23 protein-coding genes are annotated in these 25,650 nt (G+C 65.2%); 19 read left to right on the top strand and 4 right to left on the bottom strand.

Annotated features, from left to right (window positions below; translation table 11 throughout):
* Positions 1 to 153 precede the first annotated feature (153 nt).
* Both WMC41_RS26955 and WMC41_RS26950 read left to right on the top strand, forming a co-directional pair.
* Positions 154 to 570, top strand: a complete 417-nt coding sequence (locus WMC41_RS26955; RefSeq protein WP_244770630.1) for a MarR family winged helix-turn-helix transcriptional regulator — start codon at positions 154 to 156, stop codon at positions 568 to 570.
* 445 nt (positions 571 to 1,015) lie between these two features.
* Positions 1,016 to 1,393: a DUF4112 domain-containing protein gene (locus tag WMC41_RS26950; protein ID WP_244770710.1), complete on the top strand. Its 378-nt coding sequence runs from the start codon at positions 1,016 to 1,018 to the stop codon at positions 1,391 to 1,393.
* Positions 1,394 to 1,520: 127 nt separating this feature from the next.
* Here the strand turns inward: WMC41_RS26950 and dctP are convergent, their stop codons facing one another.
* On the bottom strand, positions 1,521 to 2,621 hold the full coding sequence (gene dctP / locus WMC41_RS26945) for a TRAP transporter substrate-binding protein DctP (RefSeq protein WP_432349374.1): 1,101 nt from the start codon (positions 2,619 to 2,621) through the stop codon (positions 1,521 to 1,523).
* Positions 2,622 to 2,769: 148 nt separating this feature from the next.
* Between dctP and WMC41_RS26940 the strand changes: the two genes are divergently transcribed.
* The 9 genes from WMC41_RS26940 (at position 2,770) to WMC41_RS26900 (ending at position 11,938) form a co-directional block, all read left to right on the top strand.
* A complete protein-coding gene (locus WMC41_RS26940; RefSeq protein WP_432349372.1) occupies positions 2,770 to 3,405 on the top strand; it encodes a TetR/AcrR family transcriptional regulator in 636 nt (211 codons plus the stop codon).
* Between the two features lie 272 nt (positions 3,406 to 3,677).
* Complete coding sequence (locus tag WMC41_RS26935) at positions 3,678 to 4,046, top strand: iron chelate uptake ABC transporter family permease subunit (RefSeq protein ID WP_432349370.1); 369 nt, start codon at positions 3,678 to 3,680, stop codon at positions 4,044 to 4,046.
* Positions 4,047 to 4,071: 25 nt separating this feature from the next.
* Positions 4,072 to 4,941 carry a bile acid:sodium symporter family protein gene (locus WMC41_RS26930; protein WP_244770627.1) on the top strand — a complete coding sequence of 290 codons (870 nt, stop codon included), beginning with the start codon at positions 4,072 to 4,074 and terminating at the stop codon, positions 4,939 to 4,941.
* Between the two features lie 515 nt (positions 4,942 to 5,456).
* The gene (locus tag WMC41_RS26925; protein WP_432349368.1) at positions 5,457 to 6,467 is read left to right on the top strand and encodes a substrate-binding domain-containing protein; all 1,011 of its coding nucleotides are present in this window, start codon (positions 5,457 to 5,459) and stop codon (positions 6,465 to 6,467) included.
* Positions 6,468 to 6,498: 31 nt separating this feature from the next.
* Positions 6,499 to 7,776 (top strand): ABC transporter substrate-binding protein, encoded by a 1,278-nt coding sequence (locus tag WMC41_RS26920; RefSeq protein ID WP_432349366.1) that lies wholly within the window; start codon positions 6,499 to 6,501, stop codon positions 7,774 to 7,776.
* A 123-nt stretch (positions 7,777 to 7,899) separates the two neighbouring features.
* Positions 7,900 to 8,751 carry a carbohydrate ABC transporter permease gene (locus tag WMC41_RS26915; protein ID WP_432349364.1) on the top strand — a complete coding sequence of 284 codons (852 nt, stop codon included), beginning with the start codon at positions 7,900 to 7,902 and terminating at the stop codon, positions 8,749 to 8,751.
* Complete coding sequence (locus tag WMC41_RS26910; protein WP_432349363.1) at positions 8,748 to 9,581, top strand: carbohydrate ABC transporter permease; 834 nt, start codon at positions 8,748 to 8,750, stop codon at positions 9,579 to 9,581. Before WMC41_RS26915 ends, WMC41_RS26910 begins: the two co-directional genes overlap by 4 nt.
* 12 nt (positions 9,582 to 9,593) lie before the next feature.
* Positions 9,594 to 10,652, top strand: a complete 1,059-nt coding sequence (locus WMC41_RS26905) for an ABC transporter ATP-binding protein (RefSeq protein ID WP_432349361.1) — start codon at positions 9,594 to 9,596, stop codon at positions 10,650 to 10,652.
* A gap of 23 nt (positions 10,653 to 10,675) precedes the next feature.
* The gene (locus WMC41_RS26900) at positions 10,676 to 11,938 is read left to right on the top strand and encodes an MGH1-like glycoside hydrolase domain-containing protein (protein ID WP_432349359.1); all 1,263 of its coding nucleotides are present in this window, start codon (positions 10,676 to 10,678) and stop codon (positions 11,936 to 11,938) included.
* Here the strand turns inward: WMC41_RS26900 and WMC41_RS26895 are convergent.
* A complete protein-coding gene (locus tag WMC41_RS26895) occupies positions 11,908 to 12,891 on the bottom strand; it encodes a LysR family transcriptional regulator (protein ID WP_244770620.1) in 984 nt (327 codons plus the stop codon). The two genes, WMC41_RS26900 and WMC41_RS26895, sit on opposite strands and share 31 nt — an antisense overlap.
* Before the next feature lie 174 nt (positions 12,892 to 13,065).
* Here WMC41_RS26895 and WMC41_RS26890 point away from each other — a divergent pair, with 174 nt between their 5' ends.
* The 7 genes from WMC41_RS26890 (at position 13,066) to mmsB (ending at position 20,320) form a co-directional block, all read left to right on the top strand.
* Positions 13,066 to 14,271, top strand: a complete 1,206-nt coding sequence (locus WMC41_RS26890; RefSeq protein ID WP_272808217.1) for an ABC transporter substrate-binding protein — start codon at positions 13,066 to 13,068, stop codon at positions 14,269 to 14,271.
* Positions 14,272 to 14,289: 18 nt separating this feature from the next.
* Positions 14,290 to 15,072 carry an ABC transporter ATP-binding protein gene (locus tag WMC41_RS26885; protein WP_244770618.1) on the top strand — a complete coding sequence of 261 codons (783 nt, stop codon included), beginning with the start codon at positions 14,290 to 14,292 and terminating at the stop codon, positions 15,070 to 15,072.
* A 1-nt stretch (position 15,073) separates the two neighbouring features.
* Positions 15,074 to 15,775 (top strand): ABC transporter ATP-binding protein, encoded by a 702-nt coding sequence (locus WMC41_RS26880; protein WP_244770617.1) that lies wholly within the window; start codon positions 15,074 to 15,076, stop codon positions 15,773 to 15,775.
* A 4-nt stretch (positions 15,776 to 15,779) separates the two neighbouring features.
* Positions 15,780 to 16,667 (top strand): branched-chain amino acid ABC transporter permease, encoded by an 888-nt coding sequence (locus WMC41_RS26875; protein WP_244770616.1) that lies wholly within the window; start codon positions 15,780 to 15,782, stop codon positions 16,665 to 16,667.
* A 1-nt stretch (position 16,668) separates the two neighbouring features.
* Complete coding sequence (locus WMC41_RS26870) at positions 16,669 to 17,673, top strand: branched-chain amino acid ABC transporter permease (protein ID WP_272808215.1); 1,005 nt, start codon at positions 16,669 to 16,671, stop codon at positions 17,671 to 17,673.
* A gap of 99 nt (positions 17,674 to 17,772) precedes the next feature.
* Complete coding sequence (locus WMC41_RS26865; RefSeq protein WP_432349355.1) at positions 17,773 to 19,368, top strand: GMC family oxidoreductase; 1,596 nt, start codon at positions 17,773 to 17,775, stop codon at positions 19,366 to 19,368.
* A gap of 64 nt (positions 19,369 to 19,432) precedes the next feature.
* On the top strand, positions 19,433 to 20,320 hold the full coding sequence (gene mmsB, locus WMC41_RS26860) for a 3-hydroxyisobutyrate dehydrogenase (RefSeq protein WP_244770613.1): 888 nt from the start codon (positions 19,433 to 19,435) through the stop codon (positions 20,318 to 20,320).
* A gap of 23 nt (positions 20,321 to 20,343) precedes the next feature.
* Here the strand turns inward: mmsB and WMC41_RS26855 are convergent, their stop codons facing one another.
* Together WMC41_RS26855 and WMC41_RS26850 are read right to left on the bottom strand one after the other, a co-directional pair.
* Positions 20,344 to 22,764, bottom strand: a complete 2,421-nt coding sequence (locus WMC41_RS26855) for a GcvT family protein (protein WP_432349627.1) — start codon at positions 22,762 to 22,764, stop codon at positions 20,344 to 20,346.
* A gap of 221 nt (positions 22,765 to 22,985) precedes the next feature.
* Positions 22,986 to 23,873, bottom strand: coding sequence for a LysR substrate-binding domain-containing protein (locus tag WMC41_RS26850; RefSeq protein WP_432349626.1), 888 nt, complete (start codon positions 23,871 to 23,873; stop codon positions 22,986 to 22,988).
* Between the two features lie 228 nt (positions 23,874 to 24,101).
* On the opposite strand from WMC41_RS26850, the gene WMC41_RS26845 reads away from it, so the two are divergent.
* Positions 24,102 to 25,637 (top strand): trimethylamine methyltransferase family protein, encoded by a 1,536-nt coding sequence (locus WMC41_RS26845; RefSeq protein WP_272808211.1) that lies wholly within the window; start codon positions 24,102 to 24,104, stop codon positions 25,635 to 25,637.
* The last annotated feature ends 13 nt before the right edge of the window (positions 25,638 to 25,650 follow it).

The raw sequence follows: 25,650 nt of genomic DNA, 5'->3' as shown, positions 1-25,650 counted from the left end.
GCATTCTCCCCTTTTTGTTTTTCGCTCCACCCCAGACACACGCTCCGCAATGCCGGATTGTGAATGTTTTGTTTTCGTTGGCGCCAGCCTATGCGGCAGGACAGAAGCACTATATATACAGTTTCCGATTAAACAATTGCTGATTAAAGAATCATGGCCGAACGCTCGCTCAACGAACATCTTTCGCATCTGCTTGCCCAGGCAAATCGCCATCTGAGCCGGCAGTTGACGGCCGAGGGCGTGTCGCTGGACCAGTGGCGCCTGATGAAGGTTCTTTCGGAATCAGGCGGCTTGCCGATGGGCAAGCTCGCGGAGGAGTTGGCACTAAATCTGCCGACGCTGACAAAGCTGGTCGATCGCATGGTGCAGGACGCTCTGGTCTACCGGGTTCCGGATCCGGCGGATCGGCGCAAGGTCCGCATGTTCCTGTCCGACAAAGGCGCCGCGATGCTTGCGTCGCAAAACAAGCGGGTCGAGGAGCATGAGGCCAAGGTCGAGGACAGCTATGGCAACGAGGATGCCCAGCGCCTGAAAACCATGTTGGAGAGCTTTATCAAGCAGATCGTTTGACCTCGATGAAACGAATCCGGTTGTTCGCTGTAAGCTAGACGGCGTCCTCAGCCTGTAGGATGCGGGGTTTCGTGCGCTCGAAGCAACGGATGTCGCGAATAGCATCGCCCGGTTGGAACGGCATCGGGCTGCTTTCGTCCTGATGTTCACCGATCTCCGGATGCGGGGCGACCGCAACGGCTTTGACCGCGCGCAGGAGGTCGCCGAACGATGGCCGTCTCCGGAGCAGCTTCCCGAGCGAGCGTCTTCATCCGGAAACCGTTCCTTTCCGACGGCGAAAAGCCAGGGACGCTGAAGCGGAAGGAGGCGTAGTCTGCAAAGCCATCCAAAGGTCGGTGCATCTCCGGAATTCATGGCGGTGATATGCCCCGCGCCGGCTCATGCCATTGCGATCAGCTGGAAACGGCGGGCCGGCAGGACTACCTATACAGAGTACAGGTGGGCGATGAACAAACATAATCTACCGATCGAACGACTGGCACGCCTCCGGAGGATGCGCGGCTTGGCACGGCTGATGGATACGGCGCTGCGCATTCCCGGCACGCGGGTCTCGCTCGGGGCGGATTCAGTCCTGGGCCTGATCCCCGGCATCGGCGATTTTGCCGCAGCCGCCGTCAGCCTCGTCATCGTCAATGAAGCGCGTCGTCTCGGCGTCCCGAATGACAAGCTCGTCAGGATGCTGTTCAATGTCGGGTTCGACACGGTTGCGGGAAGCGTGCCGGTGCTTGGCGACGTCTTCGACGTCTATTTCAAGTCCAACCATCGTAATCTTCAACTGGTGCTGGACCACTTCGGGCTCGATCATGCCGACCTCGATCGCTAGTTCCACTTCCGCGGCATGGCGGTTGTCATCATCTCATCGCCTATTGCTTCGCCGCGGTGGTTGACGCGAACTCCCGCTCAGGGCAGGGCTATGACGTCCTTGGGAGGTTTTCGGCTCCGGCGAGCGCTCACCCGACAAAATCGTCCATAACTGACGTGACCTTCCCGACAACGACGTCGGCGTCCGCAACGCCCTGTCCCTTTTGTTCTCCTGCCCAAGCGACCTGCACCTCCTTGTACCGGGTGGCTGCCTGGAACTGCCGCACCTCCGCGGGTTCGAGAATCCGTACGGTCGCACCGGCCTTCCTCAGGTCCTCCAGCTGCGTGTCGAAGCTCTTGTCCATGACAGCACCCAGTGTCTGGTAAGAGCTTCTGGCGGCACGACGGATGGCGTCCCTGTCTTCCTGCGCAAGGCTGTTCCAGACATCCTTGTTCATGGACAGGATGTAGACATGGCCTAACCACAAATCCCTTGAAACCAGCACATGTGGTGCTGTTTCGTGGACTTTCAGCATGTAGCCGCTGTCGACGTTCACCATGAGGCTATCCAGTTCCTTCGCCTTCAAGGCGGCGGGGATTTCCGGTCCCCAGTGCATGGTCACGGGCGTAGCCCCGGCGTTCTTGAGGAAATCCAGATGCCAGAAGCTGGCGGATCGCCACTTGCCACCTTGCAGGTCTTCCAGGCCGGCCATGGGCGCGTTGCGGAAAAACGCCACCGGATATCCTGTGCCGAAATAGATCTGGACGATGTTGTTCTTGTCCAGCTCCGCCGGGAAGGCGGGGACTTCCGCATAGACGCGCTCGAAGAAATCGATCTGCCGGCCGCCGACCGGACCAGTGATGAAACTCTTGAATATCTGGTGCAGCGGCAGCTGCCTTGCGGTGTATTCCGGCACGACGGTGCCGATGTCGGTGGTTCCATCGGTCACGGCGCCGAGTGCGTCATAGACTGCGGCGATCTCGCCGTTCCAGTGATCCTCGATCTTGAGGCGTCCGTTCGATTCCGCCTCGATCGCCGGAAACACGACGTCCTTGAGGAAACGGGTTCGCATTCCGCCGAGCGGCTCATGATCGCTGAACTTGAGGACACGGGGCGCCTGGGCCATCGCCTTGGAAGCCGTCATCGACAGCGCGGGCGCGGATGTGACGGCGGCTGCACCGGCCGCGGACACCAGGAACCGCCTGCGGGTCATCCGGGGTCCACTCCAACCTTTGATATCATCGATCATCTCGTTGTCCTTTGCTTGCCGCGACCTGAAACCGAGCTTTGCACGCCATCGCTGGAGGCTGTCGTTGCCCGTCGCTCCGGACGCCGCGCTTGACCAGCAGGTGATGTCGTCAATATAACTGAACAATCCTTCACTTCGGTATTCGCATTTGGAAAGCGCCGTTCCTCAACGACTCAAGCCACGAAAACCGCCTGTCCAGGCGCGCGCTGGCGCGACTATCGAAGCCATTCACGAGGCTGCTATTCAGGTTTTGCTCTCGGAGGGTCTGGCACGGCTGACGACGACACGGGTGGCAGAGCGCGCCGGGGTTTCGGTCGGCACGCTCTACCAGTATTTCCCGAACAAGGATGCGCTGCTCTATGCGATCCTGCTGCGCCATTTCGAGGACATGGCCGAGGCGATCGAGCGCGTCAGCGCCGACGGGGCCAAACGACCACTTTCCGATCTCGCCGACGGCATCGCCGATGCCTATGTCTCCGTGAAGATCGCGCGTCCCGATGCGACGACCGCTCTTTACCGGGTCGCCGGCGCGATAGATCAGTTCCGATTGTCCGCAGGTGTCTACAAGCGGCTGGAAACGGCTGTCGTAAGGGGGCTCGAAAACGCCTCCGATGCAACATACGGCGATTTCGGGCGGGTCGCCTTCACGCTTCTGTCAGCCCTTGCCGGGCTCTCTCGCGGAAGCTTCGGCGCCCTGGCTTCCGGGCCCGACGTGCTCAGCAGATTTCGCGAGGAGGCCCGCCTTTTGTCGAGGGCTTACCTCCGGGCAGCCGCGGACGACTGACGAACAAGTACAAGCAGCAAGATGATCCCGATGGCCGTGATCGGCCATGGCAAGGCTGATCCCATCTTTCCTCAAAATCGCTGGACGCCTGCGATGAAGGAAACCGCCACCGGCATTCTCCTTGATGACGTGGCCGAAGGCCTGTTCCCACGGCCGTACAGAATGCCACCTGCGGGGAGGCTGGAGCCCCCGCGCCGGGCGTCTGCTATTGGGCTTGTCAGGCGGCGCCCGCGAAAATATGAAGGAATTCATCATATTTGGGGCAGGCTTTCATGAGCGCAATGGCGGTAAAAGGAAACCCGGGTCTCGGCCGCACCTCCAATCCGCTCGCCGCGCCGGAGGCCCTCGGTGTTTCGCGCGGGGCGACGATCGCCGTGCTGCTTGTTGTCGTCTCGACGACGGCGCTCGATCCGGTCCTTTTCTCCATCGGCGCGGCGGCCGGCGCCTTCACCGTCTCGGCGGGCATCGGCCTTGTGCTCGTGCACGGCCGGGCGCGGCCGGAGCGCACGCTGCTCGGTGGCCTTGCCGTCACCATGATGGCGACGGGCTGGGCTTCGGCGTGCCGGCCGGGATGCGCGACACAGGCCGGTTGCATTCCGGGGGCCGATGGATCAAAGCTAGGCGACCGGGCGGGACCGTAACGCCTCTGTTGGAAAGAGCAGTCGCATGGAACAGTCCGTCCTCATCGACATCGGCCTGCCGGTTGCCGTCTTCATCATCATGACGGGCATCGGCATGACGCTCGCCCCCGTTGATTTCCACCGCGTGGCCATGCGGCCGAAGGCCCTGATCTGGGGCATCGCGGCCGCACTCCTGCTTCTTCCGCTGGTGGGTCTGTCGCTTGCCGTGCTCATGGGCCTGCCGCCGGAAATCGCGGTCGGTCTCGTTATCGTTGCCGCTTGCCCGATCGGAACCACGTCCAGCCTGTTTTCCTACCTCGCGCGGGGGGACCTGGCGTTGTCGATCGCGTTGAGCGCCGTCGGCAGCCTGGTCGCGATTGCGACGCTGCCGCTTTTCGCCAATTTCGCGATCGAGCGCCTGAGTGACGGCGATGCCCGCATCTACCTTCCGGTGCTGCGCACGATCGGGGTGATGATCACGATCATCCTGTTTCCCGTGATCGTCGGCATGGGGATCCGGCACAAGGCGCCTGCTCTCGCCGTCCGCGCGGAAAAGCTGGTCGGCGCCTTTGGCCTGGTGGTGCTGGTGGCACTGATCGTCGGAATCGGTATTTCGGTGTATGAGCGATGGCTGGAGATTCTCGTCAATGCGGGGCCGGCGGTCATCGCCCTGGTTTTCTGCGCGATCGCCCTCGGTTTGCTGGGTTCACGGGTGCTTGGCCTGTCTGCCGCCGAGGCCGTCACGGTAACCCTTTCGATCAGCATTCGAAACGCGGCGATCGGCATGGTACTCGCAATCACCATGATGCACTCGCCGGAAGTGGCCGTACCGCCGGCATTGTTCGGCCTTTTGATGTATGCGACCGGCTTCGGCCTCGTTGCCTATGGTCGCATGACCATCAAGGCTCAAGCCTGAGGCGTCGTGGCGCTGTTCGGCAAGATTTTCCTTCACGAGCATCTCGGGGCAGCCAGCACAAGCCCCAGCCGTGTGAGGCAACCTCGCGCAGGCCGACGCTGATCGAGTTTTCGTGCATCGTGCGGCGTTGGAACGGCCTGTCGGCGAAAGCCGCAGGGCGGTGCCGAAGAACGAGGCCTGGCCGTAGTCCAGATAGGGCACCTTGATCCGGCTCTGCGCGGCATGCGCGAGAACATCATCGTGGTCGCAGGTCGGCGGCGTCCTTCATGTCGTCCGAAATGGCCGTGCCGTAAATCCGAGCCCAGCGCCACAGGGTCGATCCCGATGCACTCGACGATGTAGTCGACATGCCGCATCAGCCCCGCATTGTAGAAGGTAGAGGAGGTCGGCGCCGACCGCCTTGATGCCTTCGATATGGAAGACCGCGGCGAAGGGCACCGCCAATTCCCCAAAACGTTTTGGACTTGACGTCCAAAACGTTTTGGGGAATCAATTAGGCCCTCGGGAGGAATGGCATGTCCAACATCAAGCAACTTGCGAAGGCTCTCGGCCTGTCGATCACAACGGTTTCGCGGGCCCTGGACGGCTATCCCGATGTGTCTGCCGCCACGCGGGAGCGCGTGCGCCTGGCCGCCGAGAAGGCCGGATACCACCCGAACGCCTGGGCGCGCCGGCTGCGCAAGCAGCGGGCCGAGCTGGTCGCCGTTCCGCTGCCGAGCGATCCCGGCCATATCGGCCCGCCGCACTTCCTGGACATGCTGACGGGCTGCGCCGAGCACCTGGCCAATGCGGGCCTCAACCTGGTGATCGCCCCGGTCCCGCGTGGCGAAAGCGAACTGGAACTCTGCCAGCGCTTCGTCGATGGCCGCCGTGTCGACGCCATGCTTCTCGTGCGAACCAGGCGGCAGGACGAGCGCGTGGAATTTCTGCAGTCGCGGGGTATTCCCTTCGTGACCAACGGTCGGACGGAATCGCCCGTGCCCCATCCCTTCATCGATGGCGACGGCTTTGCCGGCTTTCACCGGGCAACGATGCGCTTCCACGCCGCCGGCCATCGCCGCATCGGCCATATCGCCGGGCCGCAGGAATACTATTTCGCCCATGTCCGGCGCTGCGGCTGGCAGGCGGCCATGGAGGAGCTCGGCCTTGACGCCGATCTTTGCGCCGAGGGCGTGCCGATAGAGCAGGGCGGCTACCGGGCGGCGCTCGAATTGCTCGGCCGGCCCGATCGGCCGACCGCGCTCGTCTGCGCGACGGACGAGATGGCGATCGGCGCGCTCCGGGCGCTGCGCGAAGTGGAAGGCGGCGCGGCGGTCGACGTCGTCGCGCACGACGACCTGCCGATGGGCGCGTTCACCAGTCCGCCGCTGTCGACCATGCGCATGACGGGGGAGAATCTCGGCGCGAACTTCGCCTCGCTCCTGCTGCGCGCCATTGCCGGCGAGCCGGCGGAAACCCTGCAGGAGCTGTATGGCATCGAATTCGTCGATCGCGAGAGCCATCGCCGCAGCGCGCTGACGCGCTGAGCGCACTTACATCGTTGATAAGGAGGAGAACATGAAACGATTGCTGTCATTTGGAATCCTGGCCACGACCGTTGCGGCGCTCGCTTCGCCGTCGCTCGCCCAGACGGTCTTTCTCTCCACGCAGCTCCGTCCGATCGAGGAGGCGACGGTCGTCCGCGAGGAGATTCTCAAGGGGCTTGACGCTCCGGTCGATTACATCGTCGAGGAGCCGCCGCAATTTGCCGTGCGCATGGAAGCCGAGCGCCAGGCCGGCAAGCACACGATCAGCCTCGTCGGCGCGCTTCACGGCGAGCTGTCGCCCATCGCCGACAAGGACGCGCTGGAGCCGCTCGACACGCTGGCCGCTAAACTGGCCGAAGCCGGCATGCCGCAGTCCTTCCTCGACCTCGGCAAGCTCGGCAAGTCCAGCCAGCAGTACATTCCCTGGCTGCAGGCGACCTATGTGATGGCCGCCCACAAGGATGCGCTGCAATACCTGCCGGAAGGCGCCGATGTGAAGGCGCTGACCTACGACCAGCTCATCGCCTGGGGCAAGGCGATGCAGGAGGCGACGGGCCAGCCGCAGATCGGTTTCCCGGCCGGTCCGAAGGGGCTGATGGCGCGGTATTTCGAGGGCTATTTCTACCCGTCCTTCACGGGCGGGGTGGTGCGGACCTTCCGCAACGCCGATGCGGTCGCCGGCTGGGAGACGTTCAAGGAGCTCTGGTCGGTCGTGACGCCGAACTCCACCAACTACGACTTCATGCAGGAGCCGCTCGCCGCGGGCGAGGTGATGGTCGCGTGGGATCACGTCGCGCGCCTCAAGAATGCGATCTCCGCCGCGCCCGACGACTATGTCGTCTTCCCGGCGCCGGCCGGCTCGAAAGGGCGGGGATACATGCCGGTCATCGCCGGCCTTGCGATCCCCAAGGGCGCACCGGATGTGGCCGGAGCGACCGCCGTCATCGAGCATCTGACGAAACCGGATACGCAGCTCCTGACCGCCACGCATGTCGGCTTCTTCCCGACCCTCAACATCGACCTGCCGACGGATCTCGATCCGGGCGTCGCGCTTCTGGCCGGCGCGGTCAAGGCGACGCAGTCGGCCGAGGATGCGGTCATCTCGCTGCTTCCCGTCGGCCTCGGCGACAAGGGCGGCGAGTTCAACAAGGTCTACATGGACAGCTTCCAGCGCATCGTCCTGCAGAACGAGCCTATCGCCGATGTCCTGAAATCCCAGGGCGACGTGCTTGCCAAGCTGATGGCTGACACCGGTGCGGCCTGCTGGGCGCCGGATGCCACAAGCGATGGTGCCTGCCCGGTGGAATAAGCCTCCCAAGGCAACCGCGGCCGGGCCTTCGTGCCCGGCCGCATCCCAGGCGTCCTGCCGGGGCGGAGGGCCAGAGGCCGCCTCCGCTCGCGGTGCGCTGCATGTCCCGCGAGGCAAGAGCCCATGACCAATGATCGCCCCTGGCTACCCTATGCCCTGATACTGCCATCCGTCGCCTTTCTCGCCCTGCTCTTCGTGGTGCCGCTGGTGCAGACCGTGTGGCTCGCGCTGTCGGAAAACGGCGCGCCGTCGCTTGCCAATATCCGCACGATGGCGGGCGACATCAATTTCGCCCGGTCCGTGCAGAACACGTTCCTGCTGGCGCTCGCCGTCATCCCCGTGCAGATCGCCATCGCCCTTGCCATGGGCACGCTGGTCTCGAAGATCGGCGCGGGGCGCGAGACGATCCTGTGGATCTGGACCATTCCGCTCGGCATCTCCGATCTTGCGGCCGGCATGGTCTGGCTCGCGATCCTGCAGAACACCGGCTATCTCAACTCGCTGCTCTTCGGCCTGGGGCTGATCGAGCGGCAGACCGCCTGGCTCACCTACCAGACGCCGGTGGCGCTCTTCATCGGCATCGCGATCGCCGAGATCTGGCGCGGCACGGCGATCGTCATGGTCATCATCGTCGCCGGCCTCAACCAGGTGCCGAAGGAATTCCGCGAGGCGGCCGAGGTCTTCGGCGCCGGGCCGTGGACGCGCTTCTGGCGCATCACCCTGCCGCTCATCCGCCCGGCGCTGCAATCGGCGCTCATCCTGCGCACGGTTCTCGCCTTCGAGGTCTTCGCCGTCGTCTACGCGCTCGGCGGGCGCAATTTCCCGGTCCTCGTCGGCGAGGCCTATGCCTGGCAGAACCAGAACCAGAACTATGGCGTGGCCGCTGCCTATGCGGTGCTCATCATGGTCATCTCGCTTGCCGCCACCCTCGTCTATCTCAAGGTCGTCAAGGTCGATCCGGAGCGCCTGCCATGAGCACAGCCACGAAGACTGCGGGATTTTCCTCCTCGCGCCGGCTCCTCCTGTGGAGCGGCATCGCCGCGCTCTGCGCCTGGGTCATCGTTCCCATCTACCTGGTGGCGATCGGCGCTCTCGGCGGGCGCACGGGCGTCTACCAATGGCCGAAGACCGGCCTGCCCACCGGCCTGTCGATCGAGCCTTTCCTCCTGTTCTTGAAGACGGAGGGCGTCGTCCAGAGCTTCCTCAACTCGCTCGGCGCGGCCGGCATCACCGTGGCGCTGTCGATCCTGCTCGGCGCGCCCGCCGGCTATGCACTCGCCCGCTACACCTTCCCCGGCAAGGACGGCTACCGGCTGCTCGTTCTCCTCACCCGCGCCTTTCCGCTCGCGATCCTCGCCCTGCCGCTCACCGTCTCCTTCATCCGGCTCGGGCTCTACGACACGATCGTCGGCGTCGGCCTCATCCACACGGTGCTGGCGCTGCCCTTCGCCGCGCTCGTCACGCAGGGCATCTTCCTCGGCGTGCCGCGGGAACTGGAGGAGGCCGCCTGGGTGTTCGGCTGCACGCGCATCCAGGCCTTCTTCAAGGTGGTGGCGCCGCTGGCGCTGCCGGGCATCGTCGCCACGGCCGTCTTCGCCTTCGTCATCTCGTGGAACGAGGTGTTCGCGGCGTCCGTGCTGACGGTGCGCAACCGCACCCTGACGGCATATCTTCTGACGGTCCTGTCGGAAAGCCCGATGCACTACCGCTTCGCGGGCGGCCTCCTTCTCATCCTCCCCTCGGTCATCTTCATCTTCGCGGTCAGGCGCTACCTGTTCGCGATCTGGGGCATTTCCTCGAAATAACGGGACCAAGCCATGGCCAATATTGTCATAGACCGCATCCGCAAGGCCTTCGGCGCCTTCGAGGCCCTGAAAGAGGTCTCGCTGACGATCAACGACGGCGAGTTCGTCTCCCTGCTCGGCCCTTCGGGCTGCGGCAAGACCACGCTCCTGCGCATCATCGCCGGGCTCGAAAGCGCGACCGCCGGCGATATCCGCATCGGCGTCCGCTCCATCATCGGCCTGCCGCCGAAGGAGCGCGGCCTTGCGATGGTGTTCCAGAACTACGCCGTCTTCCCGCACATGACCGTCTACGAGAACGTCGCCTTCGGCCTGCGCATGCAGAAGGCCGACGAGGCACGCGTGAAGAAGCAGGTCGAGAAGGCGGCCGGCCTTCTCCACATCGAGCCCTATCTCGACCGCTATCCGAACAAGCTTTCGGGCGGCCAGCGCCAGCGCGTGGCCGTCGCCCGGGCGCTTGCCGTCGAGCCGAAGGTGCTGCTGATGGACGAGCCGCTCTCCAACCTCGACGCGCTGCTGCGCCTGGAGATGCGCACCGAGCTCAAGACGGTGCTGCAGGCGGCCGGCACCACGACGATCTACGTGACGCACGACCAGACGGAGGCCATGGGCCTTTCCGACCGCATCGCGGTGATGCACGGCGGCGTGGTCGAGCAGGTGGGCGATCCGGTGGAGATCTACAACCATCCCGCCACGCGCTTCGTCGGCGGCTTCATCGGAAATCCGCCGATGAACTTCATCACCGTGCCGGTGGAGCGCGGCCATGTGGCCGCGGGCGCGGAACAATTGTCCGTGCCGCAAGGCGCCGGCGACAGCGTGGTGCTCGGCCTTCGCGGCGAGGCCGTGGCGCTTGTGCCGCGCGAGGCCGGATTGGAGATGCAGGTCAGGGTGGCGGAGCCGATGGGCTCGCATCTCCTCCTGACAGGCTCGATCCAGGGGCAGCCCGCCCGCGTCGTCCTGCCGCCGTCCGAAGCGGTCCGGAGCGGCGACGTGATCGGCCTCAGGCCCGACCGGAACCGCATCACCTGGCTTTCCCCGGAAAGCGGCAAGTCCTACCCGCCGTCGGCGGCATGAACACAGAAACATCAGAGCAGACCATGACAGACCATATCCAAGAAGCCAGACGCATCCTGGCCGTGAACGACCGCGGCGGCTATACGGTCCCCACCGACCGTCTCTATCCTTTCCAGTGGAACTGGGATTCGGCCTTCGTCGCGATGGGCTTTGCCCTCTACGACGTCGACCGGGCCTATCGCGAGCTGGAACGCCTTGCCGAAGGCCAGTGGGCCGACGGCATGATCCCGCACATCGTCTTCCACCAGCCGAGCGACACCTATTTTCCCGGTCCCTCCGTCTGGCGCACGAAGCACGGCATTCCGACGTCGGGGATAACCCAGCCGCCGGTCTTCGCCATTGCCCTTCGCCAGGTGCACGACGCCGCGGGCGAGGGGGCAAGGGAGCGCACGCTTGCGCTCTATCTTGCCGCACTCAAATGGCATCGCTGGTGGTATGCCGCCCGCGACCCGGAGGGGACCGGCCTCGTCGCGCTGCTGCATCCCTGGGAAAGCGGCAGCGACAACTCGCCGGCCTGGGACGCGGCGATGGCCCGTGTGCCGACCACCACCACGACGCCCGTGGTGCGCAAGGACATCGGCCATGTGCATGCGGACATGCGGCCGCGCGACGAGGACTACCGCCGCTTCATCCATCTGGTGGATACCTATGCCGACTGCGGCTGGAACCCGGCGGAGCAATGGGCGAGGGCGCCGTTCAAGGTCGCCGAAATCCAGACGACGGCCATCCTCCTAAAGGCGGGCGAGGATCTGGAGCATCTCGCACGCCTGCTCGGCAGGACGGAAGAGGCGGAAGAGATCGCGGCCTTCAACGCCCTCAGCCGCAAGGCCATCCTCGGCCAGTGGCGCCCGGCGCTGTCCCGCTTCGTCTCGCGCGACCTCGTATCCGGCGCGGACATCGAGGCGGCGACGCAGGCGGGCTTCCTCCCGCTTCTCGCGCTCGACCTGGAAGCCGCGATGGCGTCGGCCGCCGTCGCGGAGATGCGGCGCTGGTCGGCCGGCCTGAAGGTTGCATTCCCGACGACGAAGCCCGGCCTTGCCGCCTATGAGCCGAAGCGCTACTGGCGTGGTCCCGCCTGGGGCATCATCAACTGGCTGCTGATCGAAGGGCTGCGCCGCAATGGCGAAGGCGCCTTCGCCGAGGAGCTGCGGGGCTCGACGCTCTCGGCAATCGAACGCGAAGGCTTTGCCGAGTACTTCGATCCGGAAACCGGCGAGGGCTGCGGCGGCCTCGGCTTTTCCTGGACCGCAGCTGCCTATCTGTGGCTCAAGAGGGGCGGGCGGTAGGGTTCGTCGGCGGGGCTTGCGTTCGGAACGTCCGTCGAGGCCTCGGCCCGCCGGTCGCGGACGAAGAGGGGGGCATTGGTGCGCACCATGCCGCCGAGATACCCGATGACACTGCGGATGCGCGGCACGTCGCGCATGTCGCGGTGGCAGAGCAGCCAGTAGCTGCGCCGCAGGTCCACGGTCTGCGGCAGCACGATTTCGAGTTCGGGATAGCGCGCGGCGATAAAATGCGGCAGCACGCAGAGGCCGAGGCCGTTGCGCGTCGCCGTCAGCTGGGCGAAGATGCTCGAGCTTTGGAAAGCCGCCTTGATCCCGCGATGAACGTCTCCGAGATAGTCCAGTCCCGGAGCGAAGATCATGTCCTCGATATAGCCGATGAAGGGATGGGCCAGCAGGTCGTCCCGCGTCGAGATGGGCGGCTTCGCGGCCAGGTAGGATCGTGCCCCGTAGACATGCAGGCTGTAGTCCAGGATCTTCTCGGCGAAATAGGGACCGGCCTTCGGCGGATCGAGCGTGACGGCGACGTCGGCCTCCTTGCGCGAGAGCGACATGATCTGCTGGATCGTCACCAGTTCCAGCGAGACCGCCGGACATTGCCGCACGAAGGCCGGCAGGTGCTCGGCGAAGAAGAAGTTGGAAAAGCCTTCGGGCGCGCTCAGCCGGACGACGCCGCGCTGCGACGTCGCGCCGGAGGAGATGTCGGCCTGGAGCCGCTCCGTCTCGCCCTCGATGCGCTCGGCCGTCTCGACGAAGCGCTGCCCCATCTGCGTGAGGATGTAGCCGCGCGCATTGCGCTCGAAGAGCTTGACCTTGAGGGTGAATTCCAGCCGGTCGATGCGGCGCGAGACCGTGGCATGGCTCGTGCGGAGCTGGCGTGCCGCCGCAGAAAGGTGTCCGGTCCGCGCCACCGCGAGGAAGAACTGCAGGTCGTCCCAGGTAAACTGCGGATGCACGCTCGTGGCTCCATCTGTTCAAAAATGAACAGGCTTTGTTCGCAAATAGCCAGCCATCCGCCCTTGTGTCAACGCCGAAATTCCGGAAACTGCAAGGCGAGCCAGACGCTTTGAGGAGAGTGTCCGGACATTTTTGAACAGATTGCACTTTCGTATTCTCTGGGAGGAGAAATCATGCGCACCAGATTGATTGCATCCATGGCCGTACTGCTCGCAAGCTCCACGGCGGCCTATGCCGACGCGTCCGACGGCGTGGTGAAGATCGGCATCCTGAACGACCAGTCCGGCGTCTATGCCAATTTCGGCGGCAAGTATTCCTACGAGGCGGCCAAGATGGCGGTCGAGGACTACGGCGGCAAGGTGCTGGGCGCGTCCGTCGAGGTCATCACCGCCGACCACCAGAACAAGCCGGACATCGCCTCGAACATCGCGCGCCAGTGGTACGACACCGAGCAGGTGGACGCGATCATGGAGCTGACGACGTCCTCCGTCGCGCTCGCCGTCCAGGCGATCTCCAAGGAAAAGAAGAAGATCGACATCGTCACCGGCGCGGCCACGACCGAACTGACGGGCGCCCAGTGCAGCCCCTACGGCTTCCATTGGGCCTACGACACCTATTCGCTCGCCGTCGGCACGGGCGGCGCACTCGTGAAGGAAGGCGGCGACACCTGGTTCTTCCTGACCGCGGACTATGCCTTCGGCTATTCGCTCGAGGAAAACACCGCCAACTTCGTCAAGGCGAACGGCGGCACGGTCTCGGGGGCGGTGCGCCATCCGCTGGCGACCACGGACTACTCGTCCTTCCTGCTGCAGGCGCAATCGTCGGGCGCCAAGGTGATCGGCCTTGCCAATGCCGGCCTCGACACGTCCAACTCGATCAAGCAGGCAGCGGAATTCGGCATCGTCGCCGGCGGCCAGCGGCTCGCCGCGCTGCTCTTCACGCTCGCCGAGGTGCACGGCCTCGGCCTCGAAGCGGCCCAGGGCCTGACGCTGACGGAAGGCTTCTACTGGAACCGCACGCCCGAGGCGGCCGAGTTCGGCAAGCGTTTCTTCGACCGCACCGGCGCGATGCCGAACATGGTGCATGCCGGCACCTATTCCGCCGTCCTGCAATATCTGAAAGCGATCGAGAAGGCCGGGACCGACGAGACGGAAGCCGTTGCCAAGGCGCTGCATGAAATGCCGGTCAACGACGTCTTCGCCGAAAACGGCAAGGTCGGCGCCAATGGCCGCATGATCCACGACATGTACCTCATGGAAGTGAAGAAGCCCGGCGAGAGCGACGTGGCGTGGGACTACTACAAGGTGCTCGCGACCATTCCGGGCGACGAGGCCTTCATCGATCCGGCCAAGAGCGGCTGCCCGCTGGTCTCGCAGTAAGCGGCGGCCAGTTTGGTGATGACGCTCGCCGTACCACAAAGCAAGGAGGAGCCGCGGGTGGTGCTGTCCGCCCGCGGCCTCGGCATGCGCTTCGGCGACTTCAACGCCGTGAGCAACGTGGACCTCGACGTGCACCACGCGCGCGTCCACGCCCTCATCGGGCCGAACGGCGCGGGCAAGACGACGGTCTTCAACCTCCTGACCAAGTTCCTGACCCCGACCAGCGGCACGATCACCCTGCTCGGGACCGACATAACCGGCATGGCGCCGGACCGCGTCGCCCGCATGGGCCTGGTGCGGTCGTTCCAGATCTCCGCGGTCTTCCCGCACCTTTCCGTGCTCGACAATGTGCGCGTCGCCCTGCAGCGGCCGAACGGGCTCGCCACGCAGTTCTGGCGGCCGCTTTCGGCGCTCGACCGGCTGAACGAACGCGCCGACCAGCTCATTTCCGCCGTCGGCCTCTCGGAGGCACGCAATGTCATGGCGGCGGACCTTTCCTATGGGCGCAAGCGCGTGCTGGAGATCGCAACCACGCTGGCGCTCGATCCGAAGGTCCTGCTGCTCGACGAGCCGATGGCCGGCATGGGCGGGGAGGACGTCGCCGTCGTGGCGGGCATCATCCGCAATGTCGCGCGCGATCGGGCCGTGCTGATGGTGGAGCACAACCTGAAGGTCGTCGCCGACATCTGCGACCATGTGACCGTCCTCCAGCGCGGGGAGATCCTCGCGGAGGGCGACTATCGGACGGTGAGCGAGGACCCGCGGGTGCGCGTCGCCTATATGGGCACGGAGGAGGCCTGACATGGGAGCGCTTCTTCAGGTCGGCAACCTGCATGCCTGGTATGGCGAAAGCCACGTCCTGCACGGCGTCGACATGTCGGTCGGCGAGGGCGAGATGATCACCATCCTCGGCCGCAACGGCGTCGGCAAGACGACGACGCTGAGAACGATCATGGGCATCATCCGCCAGCGCCGCGGTGAGATCCGCTTCGCCGGCCGCGACATGCTGTCGGTGCCCCTTCACCGCACCGCCCATGCCGGCATCGGTTTCGTGCCGGAGGAGCGCGGCATCTTCGCTAGCCTCACCGTCGAGGAAAACCTGCTGCTGCCGCCGGTTGTGGCGGATGGCGGCATGGCGCTCGACGAGATCTACGAGCTCTTCCCGAACCTCCTGGAACGCCGGACGAGCCCCGGAACGAAACTGTCCGGCGGCGAGCAGCAGATGCTGGCCATGGCGCGCATCCTGCGCACCGGCGTCCGTCTCCTGATCCTCGACGAACCGACGGAGGGCCTCGCGCCGGTGATCGTGCAGCGCATCGGCGAGGTGCTGAGGAAGCTCAAGGCGCGCGGCATGACCATCCTGCTCGTCGAGCAGAACTTCCGCTTCGCGAGCAAGATCGCCGACCGCTTCTATCTGATGGACCATGGCCGGATGGTGGCGGATTTCCCGGTTTCGGAACTGCCGGACCGCATGACCATGCTCCACAAAGTCCTCGGAGTCTGACGCCATGACGACGATCTTCGGTATTCCCCTGCAGGCATTCCTCGGCCAGTTGCTGATCGGGCTGATCAACGGCTCGTTCTATGCCCTCCTGAGCCTCGGCCTCGCCGTCATCTTCGGCCTCCTGCGGGTGATCAACTTCGCGCATGGCGCACAATACATGCTGGGCGCTTTCGTCGCCCTGCTGCTCCTGCAATATCTCGGGGTCAACTACTGGCTGGCGCTGCTGATCGCGCCGCTCGTCGTCGGACTGTTCGGGGCGCTGATCGAGCGCACGATGCTGAGCCGCCTCTACGACCTCGACCCGCTCTACGGCCTGCTCTTCACCTTCGGCCTGGCGCTGACGATCGAAGGCACGTTCCGCTATCTCTACGGTGCGGCCGGCCAGCCCTATTCGGTGCCGCCGTCGCTTGCCGGCGGCACCAATCTCGGCTTCATGTTCCTGCCCAACTATCGCGGCTGGGTCGTCGTGGTCTCGCTCGTCGCCTGCCTCGGAACCTGGCTCCTGATCGAGAAGACCAAGCTCGGCTCCTACCTGCGCGCGGCGACCGAGAACACCGTGCTCGTGCAGGCCTTCGGCATCAACGTGCCGCTGCTCCTGACCCTCACCTACGGCCTCGGCGCCGCGCTCGCCGCCTTCGCCGGCGTGCTCGCCGCGCCGATCTACCAGGTCTCGCCGCTGATGGGCACGAACCTCATCATCGTGGTCTTCGCGGTGGTCGTCGTGGGCGGCATGGGCTCGATCCTCGGTGCGATCGTCACGGGCTACATGCTCGGGATCGCCGAAGGCCTCACCAAGGTCTTCTATCCCGAGGCCTCGAACATCGTGATCTTCGTCATCATGGCCATCGTGCTCCTGCTTCGGCCGGCTGGTCTCTTCGGGAAGGATGCGTGACATGGCGGACATGGCTGAAACGACCGAAACCGGCGGGCGGACGGAGGCGCACAGCGCCATGGCGTCTTCGATCCGGCTTGGTTTCCTCCTGGTGGGGCTTGCCGCGCTCGCTGTCGCGCCCGCCTTCCTCTACCCCGTGTTCCTGATGAAGCTCCTGTGCTTCGCCCTCTTTGCCTGCGCCTTCAACCTGCTGATCGGTTATACGGGCCTGCTCTCCTTCGGGCATGCGGCCTTCTTCGGCGGCGCGGCCTATTTCACCGCGCATGCGGTCAAGGAGTGGCACTGGACGCCGGAACTGGGCGTGCTGCTCGGCGTCTTCGGCGCGGCCGTGCTCGGCCTCGTCATCGGCTTCTTCGCCATCCGCCGGCAGGGCATCTATTTCGCGATGATCACGCTGGCGCTCTCGCAGATGTTCTATTTCTTCTGCCTGCAGGCGGAGTTCACCAAGGGCGAGGACGGCATCCAGGGCGTGCCGCGCGGCCATCTCTTCGGCCTCGTCGACCTCTCGGTCTCCACCAACATGTACTATTTCACGCTCGCCGTCTTCGTGATCGGGCTGCTTATCATCTGGCGCTTCGTCAACTCGCCCTTCGGCATGATCCTGAAATCGATCCGCGAGAACGAGCAGCGCGCCGTCTCGCTCGGCTACTCGGTGCAGTACTACAAGCTCGGCGCCTTCGTCATGTCGGCGGCGCTTGCCGGACTTGCCGGCGGGGTCAAGGCTCTGGTCTTCCAGTTCGCGACGCTGACCGACGTCACCTGGCAGATGTCCGGCGAGGTGATCCTGATGACGCTGCTCGGCGGCATCGGCACGCTCATCGGCCCCGTCTTCGGCGCCGGGCTGGTCGTGACCTTGCAGAACTACCTCGCCACGTCCGACTTCCCCGTAACGATCGTGACGGGCGTGGTCTTCATGGCGTGCGTGCTGCTCTTCCGCCGCGGCGTGGTCGGCGAGTTCTATGCCTCCCGCCTCGGGCGGCGGCTGGGCTTCGAGCACAGGCGGTAGGGGACCGGGGCCGGCCGCCGGCCCCGCTTGCGACAATCAGGATCATGGCGACCTGCTGCTCCCCATCGAGCGCGGGAACGATGGACGACGGAGGCTGGAATGGAGGAATACGACTATATCATCGTCGGCGCAGGAAGCGCGGGAAGCGTGCTGGCGAACCGCCTTTCGGCGGACGGCGCCAATCGCGTCCTGCTGCTGGAAGCCGGCGGCAGCGACAACTATCACTGGATCCATATCCCGGTCGGCTATCTCTATTGCATCAACAATCCGCGTACCGACTGGTGTTTCCGCACCGAGCCGGAAGAGGGTCTGAACGGCCGCGCCCTCAACTATCCGCGCGGGAAGGTGCTCGGCGGCTGCTCCTCGATCAACGGCATGATCTACATGCGCGGCCAGGCGCGCGACTACGACCTCTGGCGCCAGGCGGGCTGCGACGGCTGGGGCTGGGAGGACGTGCTGCCCTATTTCCGCAAATCGGAAGACCACTATGGCGGCGCTGACGAGATGCACGGGGTCGGCGGCGAATGGCGGGTCGAGACGTCGCGCGTGCGCTGGGCGGTGCTCGACGCCTTCCGCAAGGCCGCGGAAGAAGCCGGCATCCCGCCGACGGCGGATTTCAACCGTGGTGACAACGAGGGCTCCGCCTATTTCGACGTCAACCAGCGATCGGGCATCCGCTGGAACACGGCGAAGGCGTTCCTGAAACCCGCCAGAGGCCGCAGCAACCTGACGATCCTCACCAAGGCGCAGGCAAGACGGCTGGTGATCGAGAACGGGGAGGTCACGGGCGTTGAGTTCCAGCGCGACGGCGTCGCCCGAAACGTCAGGGCGCGGCGGGAAACCATCCTCAGCGCCGGGGCGATCGGCTCGCCGCATATCCTCGAGCTTTCCGGCGTCGGGCGGTGCGAGGTACTGCAGCAGGCGGGCGTGCCGGTGATTGCCGAGGTGCGAGGGGTCGGTGAAAACCTGCAGGATCATCTGCAGCTTCGCCTGGTCTACAAGGTGACGGGCGTGCCGACGCTGAACGAGAAGGCGAGCAGCCTGGTCGGCAAGGCGTCGATCGGCCTGGAATATGCACTGCGCCGGTCCGGCCCGATGTCCATGGCGCCGAGCCAGCTCGGCATCTTCACCCGTTCCGGCCCGGACAGGGAGACGCCGGACCTGCAATATCACGTGCAGCCCGTCTCGCTCGACAGGTTCGGCGATCCCGTGCACCGTTTCCCGGCCATGACGGCAAGCGTGTGCAACCTGCGGCCGGAAAGCCGTGGCTCGGTCCATCTCAACGGCCCTGATTTTTCCATGCAGCCGCAGATCCGCCCGAACTATCTCTCGACGGAGGGCGACCGGGACATTGCCGTCCGCGCGATCCGCCTGACGCGCGAGATCGTCGCCAAGCCGGCCTTCGCGCGCTTCCGGCCCGAGGAATACAAGCCCGGCCCGTTCTACGAGACCGACGCGGAGCTGAAACGGGCTGCCGGCGACATCGGCACCACCATCTTCCATCCCGTCGGCACGCTGCGGATGGGCAGCGACGCCGAGAGCGTCGTCGATCCGCGGCTGCGGTTGCGCGCGCTCGGCCGCCTGCGTGTCGCCGATGCCTCGATCATGCCGCGGATCACCTCCGGCAACACCAATTCGCCGACCATCATGATCGCCGAAAAGGCGGCGGACATGATCCTTGCCGACAACCGGTAGGGGAGCGCGGTGGAGGCTTATCTTGCGGGCAACGAACCGCTTTTGCGGATGAAGTGAGGAAGACATGACGAAGATCGCATTTGTTGGCCTCGGCAATATGGGTGGCCCCATGGCGGCCAATCTGGTGAAGGCCGGCCATGCCGTCGCCGGCTTCGACCTTTCCGAGGCATCCCGGGCGGCGGCGGCCGCGGCCGGCATTTCGGTGGCCGCGACGCTTGCCGATGCCGTTGCCGATGCCGAATGCGTCGTCACCATGCTGCCGAAGGGCGCGCATGTCCTGTCCGTCTGGGGCGAGCTTTGCGGGCTCGTGAAGGATCGCACGCTGATGATCGACAGTTCGACCATCGACGTGGAGAGCGCCCGCAAGGCGCATGCGCTCGCCACCGGACGCGGCTGCCCGTCCCTCGACGCCCCGGTCTCCGGCGGCACGGGCGGTGCGGCGGCGGCCACGCTCACCTTCATGGCCGGCGGAGAGGATGCCGCTTTCGGGCAGGCCGAGCCCATCCTCGCCGCCATGGGCCGCAGGATCGTGCATTGCGGCGGCGCCGGTGCCGGGCAGGCCGCGAAGATCTGCAACAACATGATCCTCGGCATCTCGATGATCGGCGTCTGCGAGGCCTTTGCCCTGGGCGAGAGGCTCGGGCTCTCGCACCAGGCCCTTTTCGACGTGGCGTCCACCTCCTCCGGGCAGTGCTGGTCGCTCACGAGCTATTGCCCCGTGCCGGGACCCGTTCCCGGCTCGCCCGCCAACAACAGCTACAAGCCGGGCTTTGCGGCGTCGCTGATGCTGAAGGACCTGATGCTCGCGCAGGAGGCCGCCCTTTCGACCGGCGCGGCGACACCGCTCGGCGGTCTGGCGGCGCAGCTCTACGGGCTTTTCGAGAAGCGGGGCCAGGGTGGCCGCGACTTCTCGGCGGTCATCGAGATGCTGCGCGGGCTGGAGGAGGTCTGACCGCCTTGCGGCGGCAGGGTCGGCTACATGCGAAGCCGCGTTCCTTCCGCATCGAACGGCGGTTGCTGCAGAATGACGGCGTCATGCGGGCGGCCCAAAATGGCGACGCTCACCTTGTCGCCCGGCTTCGCCAGGTCGGCATTGATGTAGCAAAGGGCGAGCGACATGCCGACGGTGTAGCCGTAAGCGCCCGAAGAAACCTGGCCGGCCGGGGTTCCATCGGGAAGGAAGATCGGCTCGCCGCCGGTGGCGTCCGCCTCTTCCGCTTCGATCGAGACGATCGAGAGCCTTTGCCTTGCGGGTTCCGCCGCGATTTTCACGTAGGCGTCCTTGTTGAGAAAGGCACCCTTGTCGATCTTTATCAGACGGTCGAGGCCGCTTTCCTGCGGCCTGTATTCGGGTGAATATTCGCGGCTCCAGCTGCCGTAGCCCTTTTCGATGCGCAGCGAGGTGAGCGCGCGTGCGCCGACGGGGCCTGCACTCAGGTCCCTGCCGGCCTCCAGCAGCGCGTCGTAAAGCGCCACCTGCTCATCGGCGTCGCAGTAGAGCTCCCAGCCGAGATCGCCGGTGAAAGAGACGCGCAGCGCGACGACATCGATGCCGGCGACGCTCATCCTGCGGGAGCGCATGAAGGGGAAGCTGCCATTGGAAAGATCCTCGTTCGTCAGGCGCATCAGCAGCTCGCGCGATTTCGGCCCGGCGACGTTGAAGGCGCAGAGGCGTTCCGTCATCGACGTGAAGCTGGTGTCCTCGGGAAGCGGAACCGCCTTGAAGAACCGTTGGTGATAGCGTTCCGCCATGCCGGAGCCGAAGACCATGAATTCGTCCCCGGCGAGCTTCGTCACGGTGAAATCGCCCGCGATGCCGCCGCGCTTGCCGATGAGCGGCGTCAGGCAGGAGCGGCCGACCTCCGTCGGCATGCGATTGGCGAAGAGCGCATTCAGCCAGTCCGCGGCGCCGGGCCCCTTCACCGCATATTTGGCGAAGTTGGAGATGTCGATGATGCCGGCATTCTCGCGCAGCATGCGCGCCTCGCGGCCGACCGGTGCCCACCAGTTCTGGCGGGTGAAGCCGGCCGTCTCTTCCTTCGGCTCGCCCTCGGCGGAGAACCAGAGGGGGTGCTCCCAGCCGAAGTTGAGGCCGAAGACGGCGCCCATCGCCTTCTGCTTCTCGTAGGCCGGACGAGTGCGGACGGGACGCCCGGCCGCGCGCTCCTCGTTCGGGAAATGGATCTTGAAGCGATGGCTGTACTGGTCCTGTACGCGCGCCTTCGTGAAGGCCTTGCCCGCCCAATAGCCGAAGCGGGCCATATCCCAGCCGAACATGTCGAGCGACGGCTCGCCCTCGATCATCCACTCCGCCGCGAGCCTGCCCATGCCGCCGGACTGCGAGAAACCGGGGATGATGCCGTTGCAGCAGAAGTAGTTCGCCAGCTCCGGCACGGGGCCGAAGAGGACCGCGCTGTCCGGCGACCAGATCATCGGCCCGTTGATCACGCGCTTGACGCCCGCCGTTCCGACGACCGGCACGCGGTCGATGGCGCGCAGCATGTTCTCCTCGATACGTTCGAGGTCATCGGGGAAGAGCTCGTGGCCGAAGCCGGGCGGCGTGCCGTCCTCCGCCCAGAACCGCATGTCGCGCTCGTAGGCGCCGATCAGCAGGCCGAGTCCCTCCTGCCGGAGGTAATATTCGCCGTCGCGGTCGGCGACGGAGGGAAGCCGCCGGTCGAGCGCGGCGATCTCCGGGATGGTCTCGGTCACGAAATACTGGTGTTCGGTCGGCATCAGCGGAAGTTCCAGCCCGGCCATGGCGGCCACTTCGCGGCCCCACAGCCCGGCGGCATTGACGACCCATCGGGTGCGGATGTCGCCCTTTGGCGTGCGCACGATCCAGCTGCCGTCCGGCTGCGCCTCGGTGCCCGTGACAGGCGTGAAGCGGTGGATTTCCGCACCCCGCTGCCGCGCTCCCGCCGCATAGGCCATCGTCACCCCGGACGGATCGACGTTTCCGCCTTCCGGCTCGTACATGATGCAGCGGATGCCGTCGAAGTCGACGAGCGGGTGCAGGCGCTCCGCCTCGTCGCGGCCGATCTCGTAGAAGTTCATCCTGTAGCGGCGGGCCTTCGCTTCCTGGAGCCTCAGCTGGTGCTCGCGCGCCTCGGTCTGCGCGAGGTAGAGGGAACCCGGCTGGAAGATCCCGCAGCCCTGCCCAGTCTCCACCTCCAGCTCCTTGTAGAGCGCCATCGTATAGTGCTGGAGCAGGCTGATATTGGTGGAGTCGTGCAGGCCGTGAATATTGGCCGCCGCATGCCAGGTCGAGCCCGACGTCAGTTCGCTGCGCTCGAGAAGCACGACGTCGGACCAGCCGAGCTTGGTGAGATGGTAGAGAATGGAACAACCGATGAGACCGCCGCCGATGACGACCGCTTGAGCGTGGGAGCGCATAGAATTCCAGCCTTGAACTGATGACCTCTGCACCGGCGAACCTGTGCCGGCAGGCCCAGTCTAGGGGCGGGCGGTTTCTTCCAAAAGGCGGCGGGAGCGGGAAATCGGCCGCTTTTGACCTCGGATGGACAAATAAAACGAGGTCATTGATCCCGCAATTTTCGCTTGTTGCCGGATGGGGCTCGGCTAGTCTGAAGTCGGCCTTTTGCGGCACTGGCCTGTCAGCCGATCACCGTCTGCGCTTCGGCGACGATCCAGTCGCGCACCTTGGCGACGGTCGTTCCTTTCGATGCCTGCCCTTCTGCGAGATAGTAGTTCCACGCACTCCTGGCGCGGGTCTGGAAGGGCTCGACGAGCAGGCCGCGGTCGACATAGATGCGGGCGAGCGACCAGGTGGTCACGATGCAGCCGGCGCCGCTTGCCGCCATTTCGAGCGCGATATTGGTGGAGTTGGTGGAAAGCCGCTTGTCGTTCGCGGAGGCGTCGATGCCGAGCGCATCGGCCATGTCCTGCCAGAATTCCTGTCGTCCATGCACGGCGATCCAGTTGGATGTCAGGACGTCTTGCGGCGTCCTGATCGCATTCTGCCCGTGCACGAGCTGGGGCGCGCAGAGAAGCACGAGCCGGTCGTTCCAGAGCTGCCTGCCGTTTGCCGGCATATTGTCGAAGCGGCGGATGGAAATGAGGATATCGGCGATCTGTTCCGTCGAATCCTCCCAGATCGTGCCGTGCAGGAGGATCTCTACCTCGGGATGTTTCCGGCTGAAGCCGGCGACGCACTTCGCCAGCCAGTTTTCGGCAAGGCTGGTGGGGCAGGAGATGACGACCGTCTTGTTGCGGGCCGAGGCGAGCACGGCTTCCGTCGCAAAATCGATCTGGTTCAGCGCCTGGCGCAGCGTGGGAAGAAAGGCCTCCCCCATTTCCGTCAGCTTGAGGCTGCGCGGATAGCGGAGGAAGAGCTGGCGGCCGAGATACTGTTCGAGCGCGCGCACATGATTGCTGATCGCCGCCTGCGTATAGCCCAGTTCGTTGGCCGCCTCCGTGAAACTCAGGTGCCGGGCGGAGCATTCGAAGGAACGGATATAGTTCAGTGGCGGCGGCGGCTTCATTGCGGATTCCCCTTTTTGCCCGAGGCTAATCCGGTCCCTTCGCGCTGCGCAAGTGCGGGATGCGCCATGACATCGTTTTTCTTGGTCATTGCCGCCGAACTTATCGTGTGAAGACCGGATCGGGATTGGCCATAGTTCCAGGGAGGCGGAACATAAACGCATGTCCGTTGCCGAGGGCTCGTCATTGCCCCCTTGCGGCGGATGCAAGCGTGTGAAAGGCAGTTCTCGATGAGTGACAGACGCGGCGGCGGCCGGCGATCGCGGGCAGGCCGGGGTGGCGGCGGGATTTCGCAGCTGCCGTGGCAGGAGGTCGTCAACACCTATCCTCCGATGCAGCTTCTCGACGAGGAGCGTCTCGAGGCGCTTCATCGCAATTCGATGCGCATTCTCTCCGAGATCGGCATCCGCGTGATGAGCGAAAAGGCGATGGCGCTGTTCGAGAGGGCGGGCGCCATCGTCGACCGCGAGAACCTGACGATCCGCATCGACGAGACCATCGTCGCGGCGGCGCTGGCCACCACGCCGTCCGCCTTCACGCTCACCAGCCGCAATCCGGAAAAACGCCTGACGATCGGCGGCAACACCATGGCCTTCGGCCTCGTCGCCGGCCCGCCGAACGTGCACGACCGGGTCAACGGCCGGCGGCAGGGCAATCTGGCCGACTACCGGAACTTCACGCGGCTGGCCCATTACTTCAACGCGATCCACATCCTCGGGAACCAGGTCTGCGCGCCGATCGAGCTGCCGGCCAATTCGCGCCACCTCGATACCTACAACGCGAATATCACGCTCAGCGATCTCAGCTTCCACTGCACCGCCATCGGCCGGGGGCGCGCTGTCGACGGCATCAACATGATGGCGATCGCGCGGGGCATCGACATCGAGGAGATGCGCCGGTCGCCGGGTGTTATCACGATCATCTCTGTCAACTCGCCCCGGCTCTTCGATGATGCGATGGCGGACGGGCTCATCGCCATGGCCGAGCATGGGCAGCCGGTGACCATCACGCCGTTCACCCTCATGGGCGCCATGACGCCGGTGACGCTGGCGGCGGCGCTCTGCCAGCAGAATGCCGAAGCGCTGTTCGGCGTCACGCTTGCTCAGCTGGTCAATCCCGGCACGCCGGTCATGTACGGCGCGTTCACCTCCAATGTGGACATGCGCTCCGGTGCGCCGGCCTTCGGCACGCCGGAGAACACCAAGGCGAACATTATTGCGGGCCAGCTCGCCCGGCGATACGGGCTGCCCTATCGCACGTCGAATGCCAATGCCTCCAATACCGTCGATCTTCAGGCGGCCTACGAGACGGGGATGGCGACCTGGGGAGCGGTGCTCGGCGGCGCGAACCTCATCTATCACGCGGCGGGCTGGCTCGAAGGCGGGCTGACGGCCTCCTACGAGAAACTCGTGCTCGACGTCGAGATCCTGCAGAACATGATGGGCTTCCTCGCGCCCATGCCCTTCTCCGAGGACGATCTCGGCTTCGAAGCCATCAAGGCGGTGCCGGCCGGCGGGCATTTTTTCGGCTCCGAACACACGATGGCGCGATACGAGACGGCCTTCTACCAGCCGATCCTTTCCAACTGGCAGAACTACGGCAGCTGGCAGGAGGCCGGCGGTCGCGATGCGCTGGAACGCGCGACCGACGTCTGGCAGCAGGCCTTGCGGGAATACGAGGAGCCGGCGCTCGATCCGGCCATCCGCGAGGAGCTCGACGCCTATATCGTCCGGCGCCGCGAGGAGATCGGGGCAGGGGAGCCATAAGCTTGGAGAACAG

The organism is Shinella yambaruensis, assembly GCF_050859155.1.
GTDB lineage: Bacteria > Pseudomonadota > Alphaproteobacteria > Rhizobiales > Rhizobiaceae > Shinella > Shinella yambaruensis.
This window is presented reverse-complemented; position numbering and strand designations above follow the sequence as displayed.

Excerpts from the sequence above, each read along its gene's own strand:
- WMC41_RS26955 (WP_244770630.1), top strand. The coding sequence starts at position 154 with ATGGCCGAACGCTCGCTCAACGAACATCTTTCGCATCTGCTTGCCCAG.
- WMC41_RS26950 (WP_244770710.1), top strand. The coding sequence starts at position 1,016 with ATGAACAAACATAATCTACCGATCGAACGACTGGCACGCCTCCGGAGG.
- dctP (WP_432349374.1), bottom strand. The coding sequence starts at position 2,621 with ATGATCGATGATATCAAAGGTTGGAGTGGACCCCGGATGACCCGCAGG.
- WMC41_RS26935 (WP_432349370.1), top strand. The coding sequence starts at position 3,678 with ATGAGCGCAATGGCGGTAAAAGGAAACCCGGGTCTCGGCCGCACCTCC.
- WMC41_RS26930 (WP_244770627.1), top strand. The coding sequence starts at position 4,072 with ATGGAACAGTCCGTCCTCATCGACATCGGCCTGCCGGTTGCCGTCTTC.
- WMC41_RS26925 (WP_432349368.1), top strand. The coding sequence starts at position 5,457 with ATGTCCAACATCAAGCAACTTGCGAAGGCTCTCGGCCTGTCGATCACA.
- WMC41_RS26920 (WP_432349366.1), top strand. The coding sequence starts at position 6,499 with ATGAAACGATTGCTGTCATTTGGAATCCTGGCCACGACCGTTGCGGCG.
- WMC41_RS26915 (WP_432349364.1), top strand. The coding sequence starts at position 7,900 with ATGACCAATGATCGCCCCTGGCTACCCTATGCCCTGATACTGCCATCC.
- WMC41_RS26910 (WP_432349363.1), top strand. The coding sequence starts at position 8,748 with ATGAGCACAGCCACGAAGACTGCGGGATTTTCCTCCTCGCGCCGGCTC.
- WMC41_RS26905 (WP_432349361.1), top strand. The coding sequence starts at position 9,594 with ATGGCCAATATTGTCATAGACCGCATCCGCAAGGCCTTCGGCGCCTTC.
- WMC41_RS26900 (WP_432349359.1), top strand. The coding sequence starts at position 10,676 with ATGACAGACCATATCCAAGAAGCCAGACGCATCCTGGCCGTGAACGAC.
- WMC41_RS26890 (WP_272808217.1), top strand. The coding sequence starts at position 13,066 with ATGCGCACCAGATTGATTGCATCCATGGCCGTACTGCTCGCAAGCTCC.
- WMC41_RS26885 (WP_244770618.1), top strand. The coding sequence starts at position 14,290 with ATGACGCTCGCCGTACCACAAAGCAAGGAGGAGCCGCGGGTGGTGCTG.
- WMC41_RS26880 (WP_244770617.1), top strand. The coding sequence starts at position 15,074 with ATGGGAGCGCTTCTTCAGGTCGGCAACCTGCATGCCTGGTATGGCGAA.
- WMC41_RS26875 (WP_244770616.1), top strand. The coding sequence starts at position 15,780 with ATGACGACGATCTTCGGTATTCCCCTGCAGGCATTCCTCGGCCAGTTG.
- WMC41_RS26870 (WP_272808215.1), top strand. The coding sequence starts at position 16,669 with ATGGCGGACATGGCTGAAACGACCGAAACCGGCGGGCGGACGGAGGCG.
- WMC41_RS26865 (WP_432349355.1), top strand. The coding sequence starts at position 17,773 with ATGGAGGAATACGACTATATCATCGTCGGCGCAGGAAGCGCGGGAAGC.
- mmsB (WP_244770613.1), top strand. The coding sequence starts at position 19,433 with ATGACGAAGATCGCATTTGTTGGCCTCGGCAATATGGGTGGCCCCATG.
- WMC41_RS26855 (WP_432349627.1), bottom strand. The coding sequence starts at position 22,764 with ATGCGCTCCCACGCTCAAGCGGTCGTCATCGGCGGCGGTCTCATCGGT.
- WMC41_RS26850 (WP_432349626.1), bottom strand. The coding sequence starts at position 23,873 with ATGAAGCCGCCGCCGCCACTGAACTATATCCGTTCCTTCGAATGCTCC.
- WMC41_RS26845 (WP_272808211.1), top strand. The coding sequence starts at position 24,102 with ATGAGTGACAGACGCGGCGGCGGCCGGCGATCGCGGGCAGGCCGGGGT.